The organism is Streptomyces sp. NPDC058326 (assembly GCF_042879855.1).
Classification (GTDB): Bacteria; Actinomycetota; Actinomycetes; order Streptomycetales; family Streptomycetaceae; genus Streptomyces.
The window spans coordinates 51,284-65,624 of the sequence record NZ_JBHVZO010000008.1 but is presented as its reverse complement, the minus strand read 5'-3'; the positions used below and the strand labels follow the sequence as shown (position 1 = coordinate 65,624).

The 14,341-nt window shown below is 73.9% G+C and carries 12 protein-coding genes; 9 read left to right on the top strand and 3 right to left on the bottom strand.

The window, feature by feature from the left end; genetic code table 11:
* Positions 1 to 3 precede the first annotated feature (3 nt).
* The 8 genes from hutI (at position 4) to ACFVYX_RS16990 (ending at position 9,079) form a co-directional block, all read left to right on the top strand.
* A complete protein-coding gene (hutI, locus tag ACFVYX_RS17025; protein ID WP_389682154.1) occupies positions 4 to 1,251 on the top strand; it encodes an imidazolonepropionase in 1,248 nt (415 codons plus the stop codon).
* A 233-nt stretch (positions 1,252 to 1,484) separates the two neighbouring features.
* Positions 1,485 to 2,075: a hypothetical protein gene (locus ACFVYX_RS17020; protein WP_389682153.1), complete on the top strand. Its 591-nt coding sequence runs from the start codon at positions 1,485 to 1,487 to the stop codon at positions 2,073 to 2,075.
* Between the two features lie 171 nt (positions 2,076 to 2,246).
* Positions 2,247 to 3,338 (top strand): GNAT family N-acetyltransferase, encoded by a 1,092-nt coding sequence (locus ACFVYX_RS17015; RefSeq protein WP_389682152.1) that lies wholly within the window; start codon positions 2,247 to 2,249, stop codon positions 3,336 to 3,338.
* A 126-nt stretch (positions 3,339 to 3,464) separates the two neighbouring features.
* The gene (locus tag ACFVYX_RS17010) at positions 3,465 to 4,775 is read left to right on the top strand and encodes a glycosyltransferase (RefSeq protein WP_389682151.1); all 1,311 of its coding nucleotides are present in this window, start codon (positions 3,465 to 3,467) and stop codon (positions 4,773 to 4,775) included.
* Positions 4,772 to 5,581 (top strand): polysaccharide deacetylase family protein, encoded by an 810-nt coding sequence (locus tag ACFVYX_RS17005; RefSeq protein ID WP_389682150.1) that lies wholly within the window; start codon positions 4,772 to 4,774, stop codon positions 5,579 to 5,581. The genes ACFVYX_RS17010 and ACFVYX_RS17005 overlap by 4 nt, the downstream gene beginning before the upstream one ends.
* Positions 5,578 to 7,494, top strand: coding sequence for a hypothetical protein (locus ACFVYX_RS17000; protein WP_389682149.1), 1,917 nt, complete (start codon positions 5,578 to 5,580; stop codon positions 7,492 to 7,494). The genes ACFVYX_RS17005 and ACFVYX_RS17000 overlap by 4 nt, the downstream gene beginning before the upstream one ends.
* A 77-nt stretch (positions 7,495 to 7,571) precedes the next feature.
* Positions 7,572 to 8,021: a hypothetical protein gene (locus ACFVYX_RS16995; RefSeq protein ID WP_389682148.1), complete on the top strand. Its 450-nt coding sequence runs from the start codon at positions 7,572 to 7,574 to the stop codon at positions 8,019 to 8,021.
* Positions 8,018 to 9,079 (top strand): glycoside hydrolase family 26 protein, encoded by a 1,062-nt coding sequence (locus ACFVYX_RS16990; protein ID WP_389682147.1) that lies wholly within the window; start codon positions 8,018 to 8,020, stop codon positions 9,077 to 9,079. Before ACFVYX_RS16995 ends, ACFVYX_RS16990 begins: the two co-directional genes overlap by 4 nt.
* Positions 9,080 to 9,110: 31 nt before the next feature.
* Here ACFVYX_RS16990 and ACFVYX_RS16985 read toward each other — a convergent pair whose 3' ends face one another.
* The 3 genes from ACFVYX_RS16985 to ACFVYX_RS16975 all read right to left on the bottom strand — a co-directional run bounded on the left by ACFVYX_RS16985 (position 9,111) and on the right by ACFVYX_RS16975 (position 13,734).
* Entirely contained in the window at positions 9,111 to 11,378 is a 2,268-nt protein-coding gene (locus ACFVYX_RS16985) for a lipopolysaccharide biosynthesis protein (RefSeq protein WP_389682146.1), read from the bottom strand.
* The gene (locus tag ACFVYX_RS16980; protein WP_389682145.1) at positions 11,375 to 12,571 is read right to left on the bottom strand and encodes a DegT/DnrJ/EryC1/StrS family aminotransferase; all 1,197 of its coding nucleotides are present in this window, start codon (positions 12,569 to 12,571) and stop codon (positions 11,375 to 11,377) included. The genes ACFVYX_RS16985 and ACFVYX_RS16980 overlap by 4 nt, the downstream gene beginning before the upstream one ends.
* A gap of 194 nt (positions 12,572 to 12,765) precedes the next feature.
* Positions 12,766 to 13,734, bottom strand: coding sequence for an RNA polymerase sigma factor SigF (locus tag ACFVYX_RS16975; RefSeq protein ID WP_389682144.1), 969 nt, complete (start codon positions 13,732 to 13,734; stop codon positions 12,766 to 12,768).
* Positions 13,735 to 13,956: 222 nt separating this feature from the next.
* Between ACFVYX_RS16975 and ACFVYX_RS16970 the strand changes: the two genes are divergently transcribed.
* The gene (locus ACFVYX_RS16970; RefSeq protein ID WP_389682143.1) at positions 13,957 to 14,325 is read left to right on the top strand and encodes an STAS domain-containing protein; all 369 of its coding nucleotides are present in this window, start codon (positions 13,957 to 13,959) and stop codon (positions 14,323 to 14,325) included.
* The last annotated feature ends 16 nt before the right edge of the window (positions 14,326 to 14,341 follow it).

The window sequence follows — 14,341 nt, the reverse complement described above, 5'->3', positions numbered from 1 at the left end:
ACCATGAACACCGGCCCCGCGGCGACGAACAACCCGGCGGCGACCTCGGCCCCCACGAGCGCGAACAGCGCCGTGGCGAAGACCGCCACCGCCATCGTCAACATCGCCAGCCTCGTCACGAACGACCCCTCCCTCGGTGATCACACTCCCCTTGGCCTGATCCAGGACGCGGCCGTCGTCATCGAAGGCGACCGTGTCGTCTGGGTCGGTGAATCAAGCAAAGCACCGGCCACTGACAACCGGGTCGACGCCGCCGGCCGGGCCGTGATCCCCGGCTTCGTCGACTCCCACTCGCACCTCGTCTTCGCGGGCGACCGCACGGCCGAGTTCAACGCCCGGATGTCCGGCCAGGCGTACGCGGCGGGCGGGATCCGCACGACGGTGGCGGCGACGCGGGCGGCGAGCGACGAGGCCCTGTCCGCGAACGTCGCCCGCTACCTGCGCGAAGCCCTCACCCAGGGCACGACCACCTTCGAGACGAAGTCCGGCTACGGCCTGACCGTCGAGGACGAGGCCCGCGCCCTCCGCATCGCCGCCGAGCACACCGACGAGGTGACGTACCTCGGCGCGCACATCGTCTCCCCGGACTACGCGGACGACCCGGCGGCGTACGTGGACCTCGTGACGGGCGAGATGCTGGACGCCTGCGCGCCGTACGCCCGCTGGATCGACGTCTTCTGCGAGAAGGGCGCCTTCGACGGCGACCAGGCCCGCGCGATCCTCACCGCAGGCAGGGCGAAGGGCCTCCACCCTCGCGTCCACGCCAACCAGCTGACGTACGGCCCCGGCGTCCAGCTTGCGGTGGAACTCGACGCGGCGAGCGCGGACCACTGCACCCATCTGACGGACGAGGACGTGGACGCCCTGGCGCACTCGTCGACGGTGGCGACCCTCCTCCCGGGCGCGGAGTTCTCCACCCGCGCCCAGTGGCCGAACGCCCGCCGCCTCCTCGACGCGGGCGCGACGGTGGCCCTCTCCACGGACTGCAACCCCGGCTCGTCCTTCACGTCCTCCGTGCCGTTCTGCATCGCGCTCGCGGTACGGGACATGGGCATGACCCCCGACGAAGCGCTCTGGTCGGCCACGGCCGGCGGCGCGGCGGCCCTCCGCCGCACGGACGTGGGCCGCCTGACGCCCGGCGCACGGGCGGACCTGACCGTCCTGGACGCCCCGTCCCACGTCCACCTGGCGTACCGGCCGGGGGTGCCGCTGGTGACGGAGGTCTGGCGGCAGGGCGCACGGGTGGTCTGAGCGCTCGGCCGGGCGCAGGGCGCGGCGCCTCCGTGGAGGTCCGCTGCCCGGACGTGAAGCGCCGGACGTGAAGCGCCGGACGTGAAGCGCCGGACGTGAAGCGCCGGACGTGAAGCGCCGGACGTGAAGCGCCCGATGTGAAGCGCCCGATGTGAAGCGCCGGCCTGAGCGGCGGGCCCGCCGGGAGGATATGCGGTGGCCCGGGGGCAGGTTCTCGTGCCAGCGTGGGCGGCATGGGGAACTCACGGGCGCACGCCGTCTTCACGACCACCGACGCCGAGGAGGCGTACGCACGGGCGCGGCGGCTCGTCGGGCTCCTGGAGCACGTCGACGACGAGGTGTACGTCGACGCGGAGGTGCGTACCGTCGAGGAGGCGCGGCGGATCGCGCGACTCCTGCCGGGCGCGGCCGTCGACTGGGCGGAGGGCAGGCGCGACCCCGTGACCGGGGAGCACCTCTACTGCGCTCTTGACGCCGCGACGGCGGGGGACGACGAGATCCGCGCCGAACTGCCGCTGTACTTCTCCGCCGACGTGCCCGTCTCGACCGTCGGGCCGGAGATCGTCCGGGCCGTCGGCGAGGGGACCACCGACATCAGCTGGCACGGACGGTGGCCGGACGACCCGGAGGCGGATATCCACAGCTCCGCCCAGTACGACGGCGTCCAGCTCGTCCTGCACGGCGACAGGGCCCAGGTCGACGAATGGACCCCGCACCACACCGTCTTCGTGCACGTCGGCAAGTGGGGCGACCTCTCCCGAGCCGGGAAGCTGGCCGCCGCGATCGGGGGCGAGGTGCTCGGGGACGTCCAGATCGGCTGGTAGGCCGGCCGGGCGCGGAACCCGGCGGCGTCCCCGCTCCGGCCACCGCTGCCCCGCCGTGTCCCTCCTTCACGGGTTGGTCACGGAAAGACCGAGTATCCCTGTCTCGCAGGGTTCCGGACCGGTACCGTCCTGTCCTGGCAGTACTCAGGGGTGGACCGGGGGGTCGGCAAGGTGAGTGCTTTTCGTGTGCGGATCGTGCGGCCGGGGGAGCTGAGCGAGCGCGAGGTCGAGGCCTGGCGGGAGTTACGGGTCAAGTCCGGAGCGCCCGCGAACCCCTTCATGGAACCGGAGTTCACCCTCGCCGTGGCCGAGGTGCGGCCCCGGTCGCGGGTCGCCGTGTGGTCGGAGGGCGACGAGCCGGTCGGCTTCTTCCCCTTCGAGAAGGGCCCGTTGGGGCAGGGCCGGGCCGTCGGCTTCGGCGTCTCCGACAGCCAGGGCGCCGTCCTGCGGCCCGGGCTCCGGCCGGGCGCACGCGCGGTGCTCCGCGCCTGCGGGATCGCCATGTGGGAGTTCGACAACCTGGAGGACGGCCAGCCCGTCTTCGCGGGCGCCGCCACCGAGTCCTTCGCCTCGCCCGTGATCGACGTCGGCGAGGGATACGCGGCATACGAGGCGCTGCTGCGCGCCCAGTCGCCCAAGTTCCTCAGGACCACCCTCGCCAAGGAGCGCAAGCTCGGTCGGCAGGCCGACGGCGAGGTGCGGTTCGTCTTCGACGAGCGCGACCCGGCGGCCCTGCGCACCCTCATGGAGTGGAAGTCCGCCCAGTACCGCAGGACCGGCCGCGGCGACCGCTTCGCCAAGGAGTGGATCAGCACCCTCGTCCGGCGCCTCCACGAGCGGCGCACGCCCGGCTGCTCCGGCGTCCTGTCCGTGCTGTACGTGGGGGAGCGGCCGATCGCCGCGCACTTCGGGCTGCGGTCCGCGACCGTGCTGTCCTGCTGGTTCCCCTCGTACGACCCCGAGTTCGCGAAGTTCTCGCCCGGCCTCGTGCTGCATCTGCGGATGGCCGAGGCGGCGGCGGGCGCCGGGATCGGGATGCTGGACCTGGGGCGCGGCGACGCCGAGTACAAGGACGCGCTGAAGACGGGGGAGCTGACGGTGAGCGAGGGTGCCGTCTTCGTCCCGGGCGCGCGTGCCGCCCTCCACTGGCTGGGACGCGAGCCCGCCCGGCGCGCCCACAGCTTCGTCCGCGGCCGGCCCGCCCTCGCGGCCCGGGCGAGATCCGCTCTCAACGGGGTCGCCAGGCTGCGGGGCAACCGTTAGCCGGGGGCGTCCGTACCCGCTGCTCCGGCGGGCTTCTTCCGTACCCGCGATCCCGGCGGACGCCAGGGCGGTCGCTCCCGTGGGCACCGTCCGTATCCCGTCGCCGTACTTCCCCGAGGGACCCCGTTGAGCAGCCGACCCGCTCCACCTTCGCCCCCGCGTCCGATCTCCGTCGCCGAGCTCGATCTCGACGCGCCCGACGGGAACGTCCTGTCGCTCCGCCCCGCGCCCGGCGGCCCCGCGGTCGTGGCCGGTGACGTGTACGCGCTCGTACGGCTCCGGGGGCGGCCCGCCGCCACCGTCATCGGGACCGTCGCGGCGGGCGAGGACCCCGCCGAGGTGCTCGGCGCCCTCGCCCGCGAGCGGCTCGTGGCCGCCGGGCCCCGCGGCGACGCCGAGCGGCTGGCCGCCCGGTCGCGGCCGGTTTCCGCCGGCCCGCCGCCCCGCACCTCCGTCGTCGTCGCCACCCGCGAGCGCCCCGAGCAGCTCGCCCGCGCCCTCGACTCGCTCCTCGTCCAGGACCACCCGGACTTCGAGATCGTCGTCGTCGACAACGCGCCCCGGACCACGGGCACCCGTGACCTGGTCACGAGGAAGTACGCCGACCGCGTCCGGTACGTCCGCGAGGACACCCCCGGTCTCGCCGTCGCCCACAACGCCGGTCTCGCCGCCGCCGACGGCCCCGTCCTCGCCTTCACCGACGACGACGTCATCGCCGACCCGCACTGGCTGACCGCGCTCACCGCGCCGTTCACCGCCGATCCGGGCCTCGGCTGCGTCACCGGTCTGATCCTGCCCGCCCGGCTCGCCACCCCCGCCCAGATCCTCCTCGAATCCCACGGAGGCTTCGCGAAGGGCTTCGCGCCCCGCCTGTACGACCCCGCGGAACCGCCCGCCGACGAACCCCTCTTCCCCTTCACGGCGGGCAGTTTCGGCTCCGGCGCCAACATGGCCTTCCGGACGGAAGCCCTCCGGAAGGCCGGCGGTTTCGACCCCGCCACCGGCACCGGGACCCCGGCGAAGGGCGGCGACGACCTGTACGCCTTCGTCGCCGTCCTCTCCGCCGGCTTCCGGCTCCGCTACACCGCGGAGGCCCTCGTCTGGCACCACCACCGCGACACCTGGCAGGACCTGCGGAACCAGGCGTACGGCTACGGCGCCGGCCTCACCGCGTACCTCACCGCGACCCTCGTCCGCAGCCCCCGCCTGCTGCCCGCGCTGCTCACCCGGCTGCCCCGCGGCCTCGCGTACGCCCGCGCGATGACCGCCCAGCGCGGGGAGCCGGCCGACGGCGGCGTACCCGGCGAGCACGGCACCCACCACCACCCCTGGCCCCGAAGCCTCTCCCGACTGGAGCGACGCGGCATGCTCTACGGCCCCATCGGATACGCGAAAGCCCGCGTCACGGCACGACGGCACGGGAGGAACCCCCGATGAGCGGCGTCCCCCTCCCCGCCCGCGTCCCCGTCCTCCTCTACCACGCCGTGATGGACGACCCCCCCGACTGGATCGCCGAATTCACGGTCGGACCACGGCAGTTCGCCTCCCAGCTCGACGCGATCGTCGCCAGCGGCCGTACCCCGGTCACCGTCGGCACCCTCGCCGCACACCTCGCCTCCGGGGCACCGCTGCCGGACCGGCCCGCCGTCATCACCTTCGACGACGGCTTCGCCGACCTGGTGGGGCCGACGGCCGAGGCGCTCGCCGCCCGGGGCCTGCCGGCCACCGCGTACCTCACCACCGGGGCCATCACCCGCGGCCGGCCCTGCCTGCTGCCGCCCGCGCCGATGATGACCCTCGCGCAGGCCCCGCGCCTGGAGGAGTACGGCATGGAGGTCGGCGCCCACACCGCCACCCACGCGCAGCTCGACACCCTGGCCCCGGGCGCCCTGCGCCGCGAACTGCGCGAGCCGAAGGCGGTCCTGGAGGACGTCCTCGGCCACGCGGTACGGCACCTCGCCTACCCGCACGGATACAACAGCCCCGCCGTACGCCGGGCCGCCGCGGCCGCCGGCTACACCTCGGCCGCCGCCGTCCGGCACGCCCTGAGCTCCCGGCGCGACGAGGTCTACCGCATCGCCCGGCTCATCGTGCGCCGCACCCACACCACGGCCGACGTGGAGCGGTGGATGGAGGGCCGGGGCGCGAAGACCGCTCCGTACCCGGACTCGCTGCCCACGGTCGGGTGGCGGATGTACCGGCGGACGCGCGCGCTGGTGCGCGGAGCGGAGTTCGCGGGATGACGAAGAACGTGTTCACACCGGCACCGGAGAACAGCGTGCCGCCCGCCCCCTCCGAGCACCGGCCGGGCACGGCCGCGCCCCGCGCGCCCCGCACCGCCCTGGCCGACCGCGCCTGGCTGCCGCCCGCCGTGCTGGCGCTCGGCCTCGGTCTGTGGGTGCTCGCCCTGCCCGGGATCGACTTCCGCACCATGGGCGACTACGGGCTCCTGGACCGGCTGCCCGCCCCCTTCTACGCCTCCCTGCTCGTGCTCACCGCCGGGTTCCTGCTGACGCTGCGGCGCGCCGGGACCTCGCGAGCCTGGCCGCTCGCCTACTGCGTGGCGCTGCTCGTCGCGCTCAAGGCGCCCCCGGCCGTGCTCTACGACTCCGTGCGCTACCCCTGGGCCTCCAAGCACGACGCCGTCGTCGACGTCATCCTCGGCGCCGGAGAACTGCGGCCCAACGCGGCCCTGTCCGGGAACATGTCCGCCTACGAACAGTGGCCGGGCTTCTTCACCCTGAACGCGGCGCTCGTCCGCGCCTTCGGCGTCGAGAGCACCGCCGTCTACCTCAACTGGGCGCCGATCGTCCTCGGTCTGATCGCGCTGCCCCTGCTCGTGCTGATCTACCGCACCTTCGCCGAAGACTGGCGGCTCGTGTGGACCGCGGTCTGGATCTTCCAGCTCGCCAACTGGGTCGGCCAGGACTACCTGGCGCCGCAGGGCCTCGCGTACGTCCTGCACCTGTCCGTACTCGCCGTCGTGATGCGGCACTTCGTACGGCCCGGCTCGGCGGGGCGGCTGCGCGACCGCGCGTACCTCGACCCGGCCGCGACCGCCGTGCCACCGCCGACGGGTCTGCGCCAGCGCGCGGTCTGCGTGGTGATCATCTCGCCGCTGATCTTCGCGATCAACGCCGTCCACCAGCTCACGCCGGTCATGCTGTGCGCCGCCCTGTTCGTCCTCGGTCTCACCCGCCGCTACCGCAACTACGGTCTTCTCGTCGTCGCCGGGCTGCTGATGCTGACCTGGAACCTCACCATGGGCCGGCCGCTGTTCCTGGAGACGCTCGGCACGCTGAGCGACTCGCTCGGCCGGCTGACCGAGAACTCCCGCGCCGGATACGCCGGGCAGCTCACCGGTCCCGGACCCGAGCTGGCCGGCCGGGCCGGCATCGTCATGGCACTCGCCGTCGTCGTGCTCGCCGGGATCGCCGTGCTCGGCCGCCGCCGGCTGACCCGCAGCGCCCTGCCGCTGCTGCTCGTCTCCATCGCCCCGGTCCCGCTCTTCGCCGTCAACGACTACGGCGGCGAAATGCTCTTCCGTGTCTACCTGTTCGGTCTTCCCGGCGCCGCTTTCTTCGCGGCGGCGGCCCTGGTGCCCGCCACCGCGGGTGCCCACCGGAGCCGCGGCGCCCGTGCCCGGCGCCGCGTCGCGGCCGTCGCCCTGCCCGTCGCCCTCCTCGCCCTGACCGCCGGGTTCCTGCCCGCGTACTACGGCAAGGAGACGATGTACTACACCCCGCCCGCCGAGTCGGAGCTGGTCACCCGCGCCATCGACCGGCTGCCGGAGGGCGGGCTGCTCCTCGCCACCGCCGGCTCCTTCCCGGAGGCGCTGCACCGCTACGACGAGGTCGAGCACTGGTTCTTCGCCGAGCAGGAGCTGCCCGAGAACGAGAAGATGCTCGCCGACCCGGCCCGCTACCTCGCCGACGGCATCCCGCGCGGCACCACCGCCCATGTCGTCCTCACCCGCACGCAGGACGTCTACACGGCGGGCGAGGGCCTGCTGCCGCCGGGGGGCTTCGAGACCCTGCGCACCCGCCTGAAGGCGTCCCCGCTCTTCAGGACCGTCGAGGAACATCCGTACGGAATCGTCCTCGCCTACACCCCGGCGTCCCCCGCGTCGCCGGCCACCCCGGGCGGTACACCGTGAAGTCGACCCAGAACCGGAACGCCGTGAAGTCGACCCGGGACCGGAGCGCCGTGAAGTCGCCTCAGAACCGGGATGCCGTGAAGTCGCCCCAGAGCCGGAGCCCGCTGACGTCGGCCCGGAACCGGATCAGAGCGAGCGTCGCCGTCTCCGGCTGGGTGGCCCTCGCGGCGACCCTGCTGCCCGGAGGCTCGCCCCTGCGCTGGCTGCCCGTGCTGCTCTTCGTCTGCCTCGGACCCGGCCTCGCCCTGCTCCACCCCCAGCCGCGGGGACTGCGGCCCGGCGCCCGCCTTGAGGCGTTCGCGCTCGCCGCGCCGATCAGCCTCTCCCTCGCCACGCTCACCGCCACCCTCCTCTTCCTGATCGAAGGGTTCTCCGTGACCGCCTTCCTCGTCCCGCTCGCCGCGTTCTCCACCGTCGTCGCCCTCCTGCCAGGCCTGCCGCTGCCCGCCGCCACCCGCGGCGCGGCCGAACCCGAGGGCACCGGATCCTTCCGGTTCCGCAAACGAGGGCACGGTGGGGGCCGATGACCGGCCGGCACGCCGGGGGCGGGCCGGCCGGACGGCTCGCGGTGGCGCTCGCCGCCGTCGGCGCGCTGACCGCCGGCATCGGGGTGTGGGCGACCGTCGCGGAGGGCGACGACCGCTGCGCCCCGGACGCCCGGCTCGTCGCCCCCTGCGGGGCCTGGTGGGGCGCGTACATCCCGTACGACAGCGACAGTTCGCTCACCCGGCCGGTGCTCGCCTTCGAGAAGAAGATCGGCCGCCGCCTCGATCTCGTCTACACGTACCACGACATGTCGGGCAACGAGCTCGACGGCACCCTCCTCACCCCTGACGAGCGGGCCCTCGGCAGGGACCGGATGCTGATGCTGGCCTGGGAGTCCACGGTGTGGAAGGAGCCGCACCACGCCGGGTACACCGAGACCCAGCTCGGCTGGAAGACCATCGCCTCCGGGCGGTACGACACCGAGATCCTCGACCCGCAGATCCGCCGCATCAAGGATTACGGCAAGCGGGTCTTCCTCTCCTTCGACCAGGAGGCCGACGCCCGGATCAAGGAGGGAGCCGGCACCCCCGCCGAGTACGTGGCCGCCTACCGTCACCTCCACGAGCGGTTCAGGAAACTCGGCGCCGACAACGTGGTCTGGGTGTGGACGGTCTCCGGCTACCTGGGCAGCGCGGACACGATGAAGCAGCTCTACCCCGGCGACGACTACGTCGACTGGATCGGCATGGACCAGTACAACTACCACCTCTGCCACGGGACGTCGAAGTGGCTGGACTTCGACAGGAGCCAGCGCCCCAGCTACGACTGGCTCCGGAAGAACATCTCCGCCGACAAGCCCGTCATGCTCTCCGAGTTCTCCACCGCCCCCGACCCGAAGCGGCCCGAGCGGCAGCGTGACTGGTACACCGCCATCCCGGAGGTCGCGCCGACGCTGCCGGAGGTGAAGGCGTACGTCCACTGGAACCGTGCCGTGCCCGGCCCCGGCTGCGACCTGACGGTCGACTCGGGCCCCGGCCTGGAGGGCTACCGGATCGCGGGCCAGGACCCGTACTTCCACCAGGACGTGCCGGGGGACTGAGGGGCGGGGCGGTTCATCGTCCGCCCGCCCTCTAGCGCCTGCCCGATGTCAGGCCCCGGAAGGCGCACACCGCCATCGTGCCGCCGGCCAGGCCGAGGAAGAGGGGGAGCGGGGCGGCGGCGAAGGCCTGCTGCCCCGCCCAGCCCGCCCACACCAGCACCCACACCACCCCGGCCGTGACCCGCGCGCCCGCGCCGACGACCCGCAGCAGCACGGCCGTGAGCAGCAGACAGAGCGCCTGGAGCACGACGGGGGCGACGGCCCGCTCCACCCCGTCGCCCAGGAGCGTGGCGCCGGGGCCGTCCGCCTCGGCCGGCCGCAGGCCGAGCAGGGGCGGCGCGGTGTGCAGGGCGAGGAAGGTGGCGAGCAGGACCGTTCCGGCGAACGCGGGCCGGAAGACGCGGAGCCCGACGGCGGCGCCCTGGAGGGCGACGAACAGCAGCCCGGCGGCGAGGGTGACGGGCGGGAGCGCGGTCAGGAGACCGGTCCCCGAGAGCCGCTCCACGTCCAGCGCGCCGGAACCGGCGAGCGGCAGCCAGAACAGCCCGGCGGCCAGGCCGAGGAGCAGCCACAGCCAGGTCGCGGCCGGGCCATGGCGGAGGAGCGGCCACAGCCCGGCCATGGCCCGGCCGCGGCGGGGAGCGGCGCCTGCGGGGCCGGTGCCACGCGCCCCAGCGGTGGCGTCCGCGGGGCCGGTGCCATGCGCCCCAGCCGCGGCGCCCGCGGGGCCGGTGCCTCGCGGCTCGGGCGCGGCGCCCGAGCCGTGCTGTTCCCCGGCGCCTCCCCCCGCCTCCCCCTCGTGCTGCCGCGGTACGTACACCGGGATGCCGAACGCGGGCGTCACCGAGTCGTGCGCCCCGCGCAGATAGGCGCTCTCCCGCGCCCAGCTCGTGCCGTAGCCGTCCTCCGCGCGTTCCCTCACCCGCGCCTCGGCCTTCGCCCCCTCGGCGGGGGCCGCCCGGCCCTTGAGCGCGGCCCGCAGGCCCGGTACGCACGCGATCGCCGTCACGGTCATCCCGCCCAGGACGGCGTATCCGGCCCCGGCGATGCCGAAGGGCCCGAGGAGGAAGGCCGCGCTGCCGAGGACCAGGACGCACATCGCGCCCTGGAGGGCGGCGAGCATGCCCGTACGGCCCTGGACGCGCAGCACCCCGATGTACAGCTCGACGGCGACCCGGGGCAGCGCGGCGGCGGCGAGCAGCCGCAGCACGGTCGTGCCGTTGGCGGCGTAGTCCCCGCCGAAGGGCGCGAGGAGCAGCGGGGCGAGGACGACGAGGAAGAGGACGACCGGGACGAGCAGCAGCACCATGCGGCGCAGCGCGCCCCTGACCCCCTCGGCGAGGGAGTCGGGGCTGTGGGAGGCGTGCGCGGTGAGCGAGGAGGCCATGTTGATGGCCATGAACTCCATCGTGCCGCCGACGGTGTAGGCCGTGTAGAAGAAGGCGTTGTGGGCGGCGTCGAAGCGGACGGCGACCATCATCGGCAGCAGGCTGATCATGAGGAGGCTGAAGACCGAACCGACCGAGTCCCCGGCGAGGAACCGGCCGATCTCGCGCATCGTCGGCGGCTCGCGGTCCCGGTCGGCGCGCGCCTGCCGGGGGATGAGGCGCCGGAAGACGAGCCAGCCGACGGGCACGACGGAGAGCGCTATGGCCGCAGCCCAGGAGACGAAGACGCCGAGCACGGGCAGGGCGACGGCGAGGGCGACGAGGAGTACGAGCTTGCCGAGCGAGAAGACGGCGTTGCCGACGGGGACCCAGACGGCGCGTCTCAGCCCGGTGAGGACCGCGTCCTGGAGGGTGAGCAGGGCCCAGCCGATGCTGGCGGCGGTGAAGAAGATCCCCGCGGACAGGGTGCCGAGGGGGGCGTACGAGGGTCCCCACCAGTCCAGGGTGAGCAGGAAGACCCCGCAGGCGACACCGACGACCAGGGTGCTGAACAGGTACAGGCGCAGCACGAGGGGACCGGTGGCGCGCCCGGCGCGGGGCACGTACCGGACGACCGCGCCGGTGAGCGTCGTCGCGGTGAGGGAGGCGAGCATCCGCTGGGCGGCGATGGCGGCGGAGCCCTGTCCGACGGCCTCCTCCGTGTAGTAGCGGGCGGCGACCAGCCAGAACCCGAGCCCGAGGGCGGCGGAGACGCCGGTGGAGAGCATCAGCGCGTACGCGTTGCGGAAGAGGGAGCTCTCGCCGGAGCCGTCGCCCGCGCCGTCCTGGCCGGCGGGGGGTTCCGGGGCCGCGTCCCCGGGCTCCTCGGCGGCGGGACGGTCGGTGTCCCGCAGCCGTACGGTCTCGGTCACCGGGCGCCGCCGGGGGCCGCCGACAGGTGCGCCGGGCGGATCGCCGCGGTGCGCAGGACGCGCAGGACCTCGTCCGCGCGGCGCGGGTCCACGGGCAGGGCGTGCCGGGCGAACCAGGCGGCAGGGCCGGGCGCGGGGGAGGGTTCGGTGAACGCCTCGCCCGCGTAGCCGTCGAGGGGTGGGTCGTAGACGTAGCCGGTGGTGATCCGGTGCCGGGCGAGGGCGTCGATCGCCGCGTCCCTGTCGTCGACGAGCAGTGGCACCCGGAACAGCGGCTGCGCCGGTTCCTCCGCGGCGCCGGGCGTGCCGTACTCGCTGCCCAGGAGGCGCGCGGTTCCGTCCCGGTGGGCGGCGAGGACACCGTCGAGCCGGTCGAGCCTGCGGGAGGTGCGGCGGAGCCTGCCGGTGCCGGGCCGGAGCCGGTAGTCGTGCATGTCGACCCGGACCCAGGAGTGGAAGGGTTCGAGCGCGGGCGCGGACGGGAGGGCCCGCTTCAGGGCATCGGCACGGAGCGGCATCCGGATCTCCTCGCGCTCCTGGAGGCCGAGCCGCCGCACGGCCGCGCGCGCGGCCCCGGTCAGGCGCAGCCCGCGCAGGGTGGCCTCGGCGTACGGCCTGAGCAGATAGGCGAGTTCGGCGGTGGTACGGGTCGGGTGCAGCAACGCGTCACGGGCGGCGGTGAGTTCGCCGCGCAGCGCCGGGTCGGCGAGGGCGAGGAAGCCGCCGGCCTTGGCGCCGGTGTGCTTCGACAGGCTGAAGACGGAGGCCTCGCCGTACGTGCCGACGGGGCGTCCGCCGACGGTCGAGCCGATCGCGTGCGCCGCGTCCTCGATCAGCGGGACGCCGAGCCGGTCGCAGCGGTCCCGCAGCTCCGGTGCCGGGTCGGGGTTCCCGTACAGATTGGTGGTGAGGACGGCCGAGAGGTCACGCCAGACGGCCTCGGGCACGGCGGCCGTGTCGATCGACCCGTTCCGGGGGTCGAGCGGAGCCTGTACGGGGCGGAGCCCGGCGGCGAGGACGACGAAGAGGATGACGTCGTCGTTGACCGGTGACATCAGCACCCGGCCGCCGGGGCGGCACCAGTGGCGCAGCGCGAGATAGAGACCGAAGCGGCACGACGGCACGTAGAGGCACTCTCGGCCCCCGAGCCTGCCGCGCATGCGCTCTTCCATGTCCGCGTACGCAGAAACCATGTGATTCCCCCCTGAACCCCGGGCTCAATGTGGCCCAATCCGGACGGCGCGTCAACAAGGCACCTCCGGTCACGCGGAAGGGCCCGTCCCGGGTCCGAAGACCGTGAACGGGCCCTTTCCGAAGCCATCTTGGCGGCTCGGGGGAGGCGGCGGAGGTCATTCCCCCACAGTGGGGACGTTCCTCCGGGGCGCGGTCACTCCTCCAGGGTGAGTCCGCGGCGGAGCCGCCCGAGGGTGCGGGCGAGCAGCCGGGACACGTGCATCTGCGAGATGCCGAGCTCCGTGCCGATCTCCGACTGGGTCATGCCGGAGACGAAGCGGAGGGAGAGGATCTGCCGCTCGCGGGCGGGCAGCGAGGCGATCATCGGCTTCAGGGAGGCGATGTACTCGATCCCGGTGAGACCGTGGTCCTCGTAGCCGAGCCGGTCGGCGAGCGTGGCCTCGCCTCCGGCGCCGTCCTCCTCGTCGGGCTGCGCGTCGAGCGAGGTGGCGGTGTAGGCGTTGCTCGCGGCCATGCCCTCGACGACCTCCTCGGGGGAGATCCCGAGCTCCTTCGCGAGTTCGGCGACGGTCGGGGCGCGGTCGAGGCGCTGGGAGAGCGCGTCACCGGCCCTGGCGAGGTCGAGCCGCAGCTCCTGGAGTCTGCGCGGCACGTGCACGGACCACGAGGTGTCGCGGAAGAAGCGCTTGATCTCGCCGATGATCGTCGGCATCGCGAAGGTGGGGAACTCGACGCCGCGGGCGAGTTCGAAGCGGTCGATCGCCTTGATGAGGCCGATGGTGCCGACCTGGACGATGTCCTCCATCGGCTCGCTGCGGGTGCCGAAGCGGGCGGCAGCGAACCGGACGAGGGCCAGGTTGAGTTCCACCAGGGTGTTGCGGACGTACGCGTGGTCGTGGGTGCCCTCTTCGAGCTCGGCGAGCCGGGCGAAGAGCTGCTTCGACAGGGCGCGCGCGTCGACCGGTGCGATCCGGTCGAGGGGCCCGTCGGCGAGCCGGTCCGTGAGCTCGTCCGGGAGCCGGACGGAACGGTCGGCGGGGGCCGCGGCGGGGTCCGCGGGACGGTCGAGAGGTCGGTTCACGGCAGGGGTCGTGGGTCGGTCGAGGGTGACTGCTGCCGACGGCGCGTCGGGGGTACGCGGGGCGTCGAGCCGGGGTGACATGGGTCTCCTTCGTGGTTCTTCTGCTGCGGTTTGCGGCGCCTCCGAAGCCGGTCGTGTCGGGTGTTCTCTTCTAGCCCTACCTGTTGGACGCGCAAGGTCGCAAGTGTCGACAATCCGGTTTGTCCGGTTATAGGGGGGACCTCGTGTGCACGGAAGGCCGCCCCGCTTGTAGGGTTCGAGGCACGTCAGTCGGCATCCGCGAGAGCGAGAAGAGGCACGGCCATGGACCGCGAGAACATCGGCAGCGCACCGCCCGCGCGGTTGCGGGTCGAGGTCCGGACCGTGGGGGCGAGCGCGATCCTCTCGCCGGCGGGTGAGCTCGATCACCACACCGCCGACCTGCTGCGCTCCCCCCTGGACGACGCGCTCGACGCCGGCCGCTCACGGCTGGTCGTCGACTGCTCGGGCCTGGAGTTCTGTGATTCGACCGGACTCAACGTCCTGCTGGGCGCCAGACTGAGGGCGGACGCCGCCGGCGGCGGGGTCCATCTGGTGGCGATGCGGCCCGCGGTCGCCCGGGTGTTCCAGATCACGGGCGCGGAAGCCGTCTTCACCGTGCACGAGACACTCGACACGGCCCTTCCCGGCTGAGCCCCGGCTCTCCCGG